Below are 8,420 nucleotides of genomic sequence, written 5' to 3'. Positions count from 1 at the left end.
GTAACTTACGCCACGTCCGCCAACCCCATCCCATGCCGCCGGTGAATAAGACGGGCTAGGCCTTATGCCAGAGCCGTAGGTAGCAAATGCCAGCACGTTTTACCCATAAACTGCCGTTCACGTGCCCTCGTCACGCGCTTATGACAGTCGCAAAAAAACCCAAAGCAGGTAGAATGTGGTACGCCCTGAAGAGGTCACCCTGTCAGGTGACAGCGCTCCCTGTTCGCGCCGGATAAGAAAGGAAACTAGACCCCGATGCGGGGCATGTCCGGGAGAGGGGTTATATGAAACACCAATTTTATACGTCTGCGGCGATTATCGCGTTGGTCGGTTCATCGATGCTACTGACAGCAGCGGCCAATGCGCAGGCCACTGGTGCGGCACCGCAAGTCGAACAGCCAGCCGCCGATCAATCCGGTCTAGGCGATATCATCGTCACCGCGCAAAAGCGTGAGCAACGTCTCAACGATGTGGGCGTCAGTGTTTCTGTCGCATCCGCAACCCAGCTTCAGAGCGCGGGTGTTATAGATGCAGAAGGGCTTGGTTCGATCGTCCCGGGCTTTACTGCCTCGACCAGCGTCTTCGGCCCGCCGGTATTCTCGCTGCGCGGCGTCAATTTTAATTCTTTTCAGGCATCTGCTCCCCCGACCGTAAGCTCGTACATCGACGAAGCCGCCCTCCCTTATCCGGTTATGGGGCAGGCGTTGTTTCTCGACGTCGAGCGCGTCGAGGTGCTCAAGGGCCCCCAAGGCACCCTTTTTGGCCAGAACGCGACCGGTGGCTCGATCAACGTGATTGCGGCCAAGCCCACCAAGGATCTCTCCGCCGGCTTTCGCGTGGACGTCAATCGTTGGGGCGAAACCAATGCGGAAGGCTTCGTCAGCGGCCCATTGTCGGACACGTTGCTTGCGCGCGTGGCTGTCCAGACCACGCAGTTCGGCGGCTGGCAGCGTGGCTATTATCTCAACAACCAGAAAAATGGCGATCAGAACAAGATCGCCGGCAGGCTGCTTCTGGACTGGACTCCCACCGACCGGCTCAAAATCTCGGTCAACCTGAATGCCTCGAAGGATCGCAGCGAGCAGCAGCAGGCCCAGGCATTCCTCATCCAGCCCGTGAATCCAGCCGCTGCTTCGGCAGCCCCGTTCCTGACCTATCGGGATCATCTGCCGACCAACGCGCGCGACGCGGATTTCGACACGGGATATGACACCCGCGCCGATAGCTATACCTATCAAGGCGTGCTGCGGGCGGATTATGAGCTCAACGACGCTTTGTCGCTGACCTCGATCACAAATTATATCAAGACGCGGTTCCGTTCGCCCCACGACCAGGACGGCACCGCCGTGCCCATGCAGCCGGCGACCGCCAAAGCCGATATCAAATCCATCAACCAGGAAATTCGCCTGTCCGGCAACTATGCCGATGCGGGTATCAATTTCGTGCTCGGCGCAAGCTACGGCAAGGATGACATTACGGAAGGCGTAGCCAACGCCTATACGGACTATACCGGTTTTCCGGCCAATTCGCCCGCTGAATGGAAATATGATCTGACCCAGCGCGGCGCGGCCATCTTCGGCAGCGTGGACTATGAAGTGGTTCAGGGCCTCACGCTTACCGCTGGTGCCCGCTACACAGAAACGAAACAAACGATCAATGGATGCACCTTCGACAAGGGCGGCACGCCCGGTATTCGTGGTGTCTCGCAGTCGATCGTCGGGGCAGTCAATCCCGCGCTTGCGGCCGCCTATGTCTCTGGCGGATGCATCACGATCGACGATGGCGGCGGGGCTGCCGCGCCCACTTTCCTGCCCATTTTTGCCGATGGTGAGCAGAAGGAACATAATATTGCCTGGCGCGGTGCCGCCAATTACAAGGTAACGCCGGATGTTCTGCTCTATGCATCGGTGAGCCGGGGTTTCAAGGCCGGCACCTTCCCTGTCATCGTCAACCTGTTCAACTCCGTCATCAAACCGGTAAAGCAGGAAAAGCTGACCTCTTATGAAGCCGGCGCAAAGCTCACGCTGTTCGACAATCATGTCCAGCTCAACGCTTCGGCATTCCACTATGACTATGTGAACAAGCAGTTCTTCTCTTTCCTGCCGGTTCTGCAGGGCGCGCTTGTGACGGCGACGCTGGTCAATATCCCCAAGTCCACTGTGGATGGCGCGGACATCGATATTACGGCGCAGTTTGGCGGGCTGCGGCTCAACGGCGGTGCGACCTATATCAAGACCAAGGTCAGCCAGTATGTCGGCTTCGACTTCGCGGGCCAGCCCCTCGATTTTTCGGGCAAGCAATTCAACTATGCGCCGCCATGGTCGGCGAACCTGGACGCGGAGTATAAGTTCGACACGGGCGGGGATCTTTCGCCGTTCGTCGGCGGCACCGTTACCTATCGGGACAAGACGTTTGCCGATCTGGGCGAAGGTGCTGACTTTGCAATGCCTTCCTACACGTTGCTTGACGCCCGGATCGGTGTGGAGTCCATCAACGGATGGCGGGTTAGCCTGTACGGCCGCAATCTGACGAACAAATATTACTGGAATTCGGTCGCGTCGGCAGGCGACGGCGCCGTCCGTTTCACCGGTGAGCCTCGCACCTATGGGGCGAATTTCAGCTATCGTTTCTGATGGTGGAACAGGGAGATCGATTCCGGATCGACCTCCCCGGCTAGGACGACATATGGACGCCGAAACTTTCCTGGGGGACGTTGCGATCGTGACCGGCGCGGCCGGTGGCATTGGGGCTGCGACCGCGAGGATGCTTGCCGCACATGGTGCCAAGATAGTCCTTACCGATATCAAGCAGGCGCTCGGCACGCAGGTTGCTGCCGACATAGGTGAGGCGGCGCGGTTCGTAGCGCACGATGTCAGCGATGGATGCGACTGGAAAACAGTCCTGTCCGTGGCGGAAGACAGCTTCGGCCCGGTATCCATATTGGTCAATAATGCCGGCATCGCTCCGACGCCGACACCGCTTTTCGAGGTTAGCGAAGCCGATTATCGGCGTGTCATCGAGATCAACCAAATTTCCTGTTTTCTGGGCATGAAAACGGTCGCTCCCTCCATGATCGGTAGGGGTGGTGGCGCGATCGTCAATGTGTCGTCCGTGGCGGGACTCAAGGCGGAACGCGGTGCGATCGCTTATGTGGCGAGCAAGTTTGCCGTGACCGGCATGACCAAGGTGGCGGCGCTCGATCTCGCCAAGGATAATATCCGGGTCAATTCAGTCCATCCCGGCCTCGTGGACACGCCAATGGTCCGTCCTGAAGGTGGGGCGGCCGCTTTTGAGCCAATCCTGCAATTCGCGTCCGGCTTGCCGATCCCGCGACCGGGGAGTCCTGCCGAGATTGCGAACCTCATCATCTTTCTTGCATCGAAGTCGGCAAGTTTCCTGACCGGCGGCAGCTATGCCGCAGATGGTGGATGGACATTGTGATGGGCGATCCGGCACCGCGACTGGCGGGTAAGGTGGCGCTGGTGACAGGCGCGGCGCAAGGGATAGGGGAAGCCACGGTCGGCCGCCTGGCGTCCGAAGGCGCGCGCGTCCTATGTGTCGATCTCGATGAAAAGGTGCGGACTGTTGCCGAGGCCATCGGCAACCAGGCTTTCGCAACCGTCGGCGACGTGTCCGATGCGTCGGTGCTGCACGCCGCCGTGCGGGAGGCCGAGCAACGATGGGGCCGGATCGACATTCTGGTCAATAATGCCGGGATCGACGGAACGCCTGCCTTGCTGGCCGACGGGGAGAATGACGATTTTGACCGGGTGATCGACGTCAATCTGCGAGCCTGTTGGCTGGCGATGAAGCAGGTCCTTCCCGCCATGGTCGCCGGCGGCAGCGGTGCCATCGTCAATGTCGCATCCGTTGCGGCGCTGATCGGGTTCGAGACGCTGTCGATCTATTCGGCATCCAAGGCAGCGGTCGTCGGCATGACGAGGACAGCTGCTCTGGAATATGGACGCCACAATATTCGGGTGAATGCCCTTTGCCCGGGCGGCGTTCTCACGCCTCTCGCTCTGTCCTTCATGGACGAGGGGACGATGGATAGCTGGGCGGATAAACATGCTCTCAAGCGGTTCGCCCGGCCAGATGAAATAGCTGCCGCAGTGGCGTTTCTCGCCAGCGACGATGCCTCCTTCATCACTGGGGCCGCAATCCCGGTCGACGGCGGCATGACCGCTCACTGACCGACCATCACGCACGAGGAACGTCATCCATGCCAACCGTTCGCGCACGCCGAATTATAAACGCTCCCGTAGCAACGGTTTGGGAGGCCATTCGAGATTTCGGGACGCATTCACGCTGGATCGAGCATAATCCAGTCATTTCGCTCGAAGGCGGCGATGGTTTGACCATCGGCGTGAAGCGCAGGGTGACTTATGGTGATGGCTCCTATTTCGACGAAGTGCTGACGGGCATGGATGATCGGACTTGGACGCAGGAATATGATGTGATCGGCGACCTCCCGCTACCCGTTTACAATGTTTACGGCGCCATGCAGCTCACGCCGGTGGGTGCCGAGGGCCCAACCTTGGTCGAGCGACGCCTGACCTACGATACGCCACTGCCCGAGGATGAGGCGCGCGCGTTCGAGGCGAGCCGGTTCGCGCTGCTCTCGGACAGCCTCGATATCCTCGCCGCATTATTTGAATAATCGCGAAGGAATTTCCAACGTGCAGATACCTCCCTCTCCTTTTGATCTGACGCCGGATCTACTGACGGCCATTGTCAGCCCCATCATCCCAGGCGCCGGCGTCAGCGGCCTCACTATCGTCAAGTCGCATGAATATGGGGACGGGGACGTATCGACTTCGGCCCGCGCCACCGCGACACTGGATTACGCCGCCGGGTCTCCCGCCGGCTTGCCGCGGGACGTCATACTCAAACTGTCGTTCGATCCGGGCAAGAAGGGCACCGATGCCTGGTATTGCCAGTTGGACGGGCTCTTCGCGAACGAGGTCAATTTCTACAACCGCATCAGGCCGGGGCTGGCCATAGAGGCGCCAGGTTCGCTCGGCGGCCATTTCGATCCGGAGACGAAGCGCTACCTCTTCATAATGGAGGATGTCACGAAGCGCGGCGCGACCTTCCCAAGCAATCTCGATGAGGTTGGCGTCGACAATGTGAAACGCATTCTGGACGCTATTGCCAAGGTTCATGCGACCTACTGGGAGAGTGATCGCTTTGCCGGCGACCTCTCATGGGTCGAGACCCATCTGAGTGGCGGCGTTGAGACCCATATGCGCAGCGTGATCCCGGAGGAAGTGAAGTAGCCCCCAAAATCGCCTGACAGGCCCTCACACTTATGGAAGTGTGATGCATATGCCTGACCGTATGACTGGAACATATGACCGCGTAGAGGTCATTACCTCGGTGCAGCGCCGTCGGCGCTGGACGCCCGAGGAGAAGATTCGCATCGTTGAGGAGACCTATTTGCCGGGGAACTCGGTGTCGCTGGTCGCCCGCCGCCATGGCATCGCGGGCAACCAGCTATTCACCTGGCGACGGCTGATGACTCAGGGCGCACTCACAGCCGCTGCGGCCGGCGAGGAAGTTGTGGCCGCATCCGACTACCGCGCGCTTGAGGCGCAAGTCCGCGAACTGCAGCGCCTGCTCGGCAAGAAGACGATGGAGAACGAACTGCTGCGCGAGGCTGTCTCCCGGGCCGCAGGCCCAAAAAAACAGCTGTTGCGCTCGACCTCGTGGCCCGAGGGTGGACGGTGAGCGCGGTTGCAAATGCCGTCGGCATGTCACGACCGCATCTCTCCGCAATGCAACGACCAGCAGAACGACGGCGTCGCGGGCGTCCGCCCTTGCCCGACGCCGAACTCGCCGCCGATATCCGCAGGCTGATCGCCGACCTGCCAACCTATGGCTATCGGCGCGTGCATGCCCTGCTGCGCCGCGAGGCGGAAAAAAACGGACGCGCAGCGCCCAATCCAAAGCGCGTCTACCGCGTCATGAAGCTGCATGGCTTACTGCTCCAGCGCCACGCCGGACGCCGCGAGGAACGCCGGCATGACGGCAAGATCGCCGTCGTCACCCGCAATACACGCTGGTGTTCGGACGGCCTCGAGATCGGCTGCGACAATGGCGAGAAGGTCCGCGTCGCCTTCGCCCTCGACTGCTGCGACCGGGAGGCGATGGGATATGTAGCCACTACCGGCGGCATCACCGCCGAGGACGTGCGCGACCTCATGGTTGCCACCGTCGAGCATCGCTTCGGCCAGGTGAACAAGCTGCCCCACACCATCGAATGGCTGACTGATAACGGCAGCTGCTACACTGCCCAAGATACAAGGCGCTTCGCGCGCGACATCGGCCTGGCACCACGCACCACGCCGGTCGAAAGTCCGCAGAGCAACGGAATGGCCGAGGCTTTCGTCCGGACCCTCAAACGAGACTACGCCCGCGTCAGCCCGCGACCCAACGCACAGGCCGTCATCGACCAGCTGCCAAAATGGCTCGACCACTATAATCGCGTGCATCCGCATCGCGCTCTCGGCTACAGATCGCCAAGAGAGTTTATCGAACGTTCAACCCGTGAGGAACTGTCCGGCCTTTAGGGGGCAACAACAATGGCACAGATTTGAGGTTGTGAATTAAGGAGGGTTGGGGCTTCGTCTTAATGACGAAGGAACGAAGATGAAGTCCAAACCCTCCTTGAAAAAATCGTCGCTGAAGGCCCCCTGTCCGCGATTTAGTGAAATATCTGTCCGGGATTTTCCGAAACACGCAGATCAAGCGACAGACCCTCGAGCATCGGCGCTTGCAGCACCGTAAGCTCGCCGCCTAAACATCAACCCCTGACGAGGCCCGCACTCCGCTAATTTACGCCGCGAGTTGCACCAAATGTTCTGACGACGGACAGACCGGCTATCGAATTTGTCGATGCACACCCGAACGTGATTCAACATCAGTGCGCCTTGGTATTGGCTAACAATTGGTAAGGCTATGATGCTATGCCCGGCGGATGACGCGCGCGCCCACTACGATCGACACGGCATTGCCCGCCAGCCGGCTGGCAACGGAAATCACGGCGGACAAGAATTTGCGGCTGTCCGTCACCGGCGAGCATGGAGTCGGCTGGCTGATGAAAAGGATGGAAGCGCGCGGGATCACGAGCATGTTCTTCGATCCCATGCCCGGCGTCGTCCGTGGCCCCGATCGTGTGACGCGGATGCTCGAGCCGATCATGGCGCGTGGGCATGGGGTACAGGTGCATTTCCACACCGAACGGCTGGAATGGTTTTCCGACTCGCCCGTAGACGGATGCCTAGGACGGCATATAGGCGATTTCGCGCTAGAGGGTCTGACGTTGCTGACCGGAAGGGCGCAGAATGCGCTGATCGAGGCGGAGGCGGCCGCAGGCCTGCGGTTCGCGGCCAGTCAAGGGCAGCATAGCTTCGTCGTGGCGACCCATAGTTTCGAGATGCTGTCGCATGACCGGCTCGCGCCCAGCCGGGTCCGCACGGACCCACGCATGGTTCAGCTGGCGTGGGCGGCAATCCGCTATGAAAATGCGCTGCAGTTCGCATGACCTTGCCCGTTGCCATCGTTCTGGGCGTGGACAGCGCCATCGGGCTTACGGTCGTGCGCGAGCTTGGCCGCCTTGGCGTGCCGGTTGTCGCCATCGGCAGGAGCGTAAAGGCGATCGGGCGCTATTCGCGACACACCGCGCGCTTCGTCGTGCGGCCTAGGGCGCGCGATCTGGCCGACTGGTTGCCCAAGGTGATTCGAGAAACGGGCGCGGCGGTGCTGCTGGCGATCAGCGAGGGCGATCTGATCGCGCTCGCTGATCTGCCGGAGGTTATCGAAGGCTGCCGCATCCTGACCCCGCGCGCCGACCGGCTGGCGGTGGTGCTCGATAAGACGCGCACGCTGGAAGCGGCTGCAGCTGTGGGGATCGCCGGCCCGCCAAGCTGGCAGCCGCTGACGGGTGAGGATTTCGCCGCGAAGGCCGCGACTCTGCCCTATCCTGCCATCCTGAAATGGAGCGATCCGCCCGCGATGTGGGCCGCGCTCGATGCGGCGGGCCTGCCGTTCGAGAAGATTGCCTACGCGACCGACGCCACCGACCTGCTGGCGAAGCTGGTACCCTATGATGCGCTGGCGGTGTGGCCGCTAGTGCAGGGCTGGTGCGGCGGTTACGGCTTCGGGCAGATGCTGATGATGGCGGGCGGGGAGGCTCGGCTGCGCTTCCAGCATCGCCGACTGCGCGAATTTCCCGCGAGCGGCGGCGTGTCCACCCTGTGCGCAACCGTTCCCCTGTCGGACCATCGCGCACAGATGGCGAAGTCCGAGGCACTGCTGCGTTATATCGGTTGGGAAGGGCCAGCGATGGTGGAATATCGCCATGATCCTGCGACGGGTACTTACTGGCTAATGGAGATCAACGGTCGCTTTTGGGGCAG

General features: G+C 60.9%; 8 protein-coding genes. All 8 read left to right on the top strand.

Annotated elements, in window-relative coordinates; translation table 11 throughout:
• The first annotated feature begins 323 nt into the window (after positions 1–323).
• Positions 324–2,633: a TonB-dependent receptor gene (locus IL54_RS07515; RefSeq protein WP_162182212.1), complete on the top strand. Its 2,310-nt coding sequence runs from the start codon at positions 324–326 to the stop codon at positions 2,631–2,633.
• 52 nt (positions 2,634–2,685) lie between these two features.
• The gene (locus IL54_RS07510) at positions 2,686–3,441 is read left to right on the top strand and encodes an SDR family NAD(P)-dependent oxidoreductase (protein ID WP_037474419.1); all 756 of its coding nucleotides are present in this window, start codon (positions 2,686–2,688) and stop codon (positions 3,439–3,441) included.
• Positions 3,429–4,193, top strand: coding sequence for an SDR family NAD(P)-dependent oxidoreductase (locus tag IL54_RS07505; RefSeq protein WP_081912829.1), 765 nt, complete (start codon positions 3,429–3,431; stop codon positions 4,191–4,193). The genes IL54_RS07510 and IL54_RS07505 overlap by 13 nt, the downstream gene beginning before the upstream one ends.
• A 29-nt stretch (positions 4,194–4,222) precedes the next feature.
• Entirely contained in the window at positions 4,223–4,660 is a 438-nt protein-coding gene (locus IL54_RS07500; protein ID WP_076605474.1) for an SRPBCC family protein, read from the top strand.
• Positions 4,661–4,679: 19 nt separating this feature from the next.
• On the top strand, positions 4,680–5,279 hold the full coding sequence (locus tag IL54_RS07495) for a hypothetical protein (RefSeq protein WP_037474416.1): 600 nt from the start codon (positions 4,680–4,682) through the stop codon (positions 5,277–5,279).
• A gap of 61 nt (positions 5,280–5,340) precedes the next feature.
• Positions 5,341–6,572, top strand: a protein-coding gene (locus IL54_RS23660; protein ID WP_197716492.1) for an IS3 family transposase whose coding sequence is annotated in 2 segments (ribosomal slippage) — positions 5,341–5,677 and positions 5,677–6,572 — 1,233 coding nt in all. Because the reading frame shifts where the segments join, the coding sequence is not laid out codon by codon here.
• 407 nt (positions 6,573–6,979) lie between these two features.
• Entirely contained in the window at positions 6,980–7,546 is a 567-nt protein-coding gene (locus IL54_RS22190) for a hypothetical protein (RefSeq protein WP_052027594.1), read from the top strand.
• Positions 7,543–8,420 (top strand): carboxylate--amine ligase (locus IL54_RS24900; RefSeq protein ID WP_193378829.1); only part of this gene is annotated, 878 nt, incomplete at its 3' end. The genes IL54_RS22190 and IL54_RS24900, both read left to right, overlap by 4 nt.

This window comes from Sphingobium sp. ba1, assembly GCF_000743655.1.
GTDB lineage: Bacteria > Pseudomonadota > Alphaproteobacteria > Sphingomonadales > Sphingomonadaceae > Sphingobium.
This window is presented reverse-complemented; position numbering and strand designations above follow the sequence as displayed.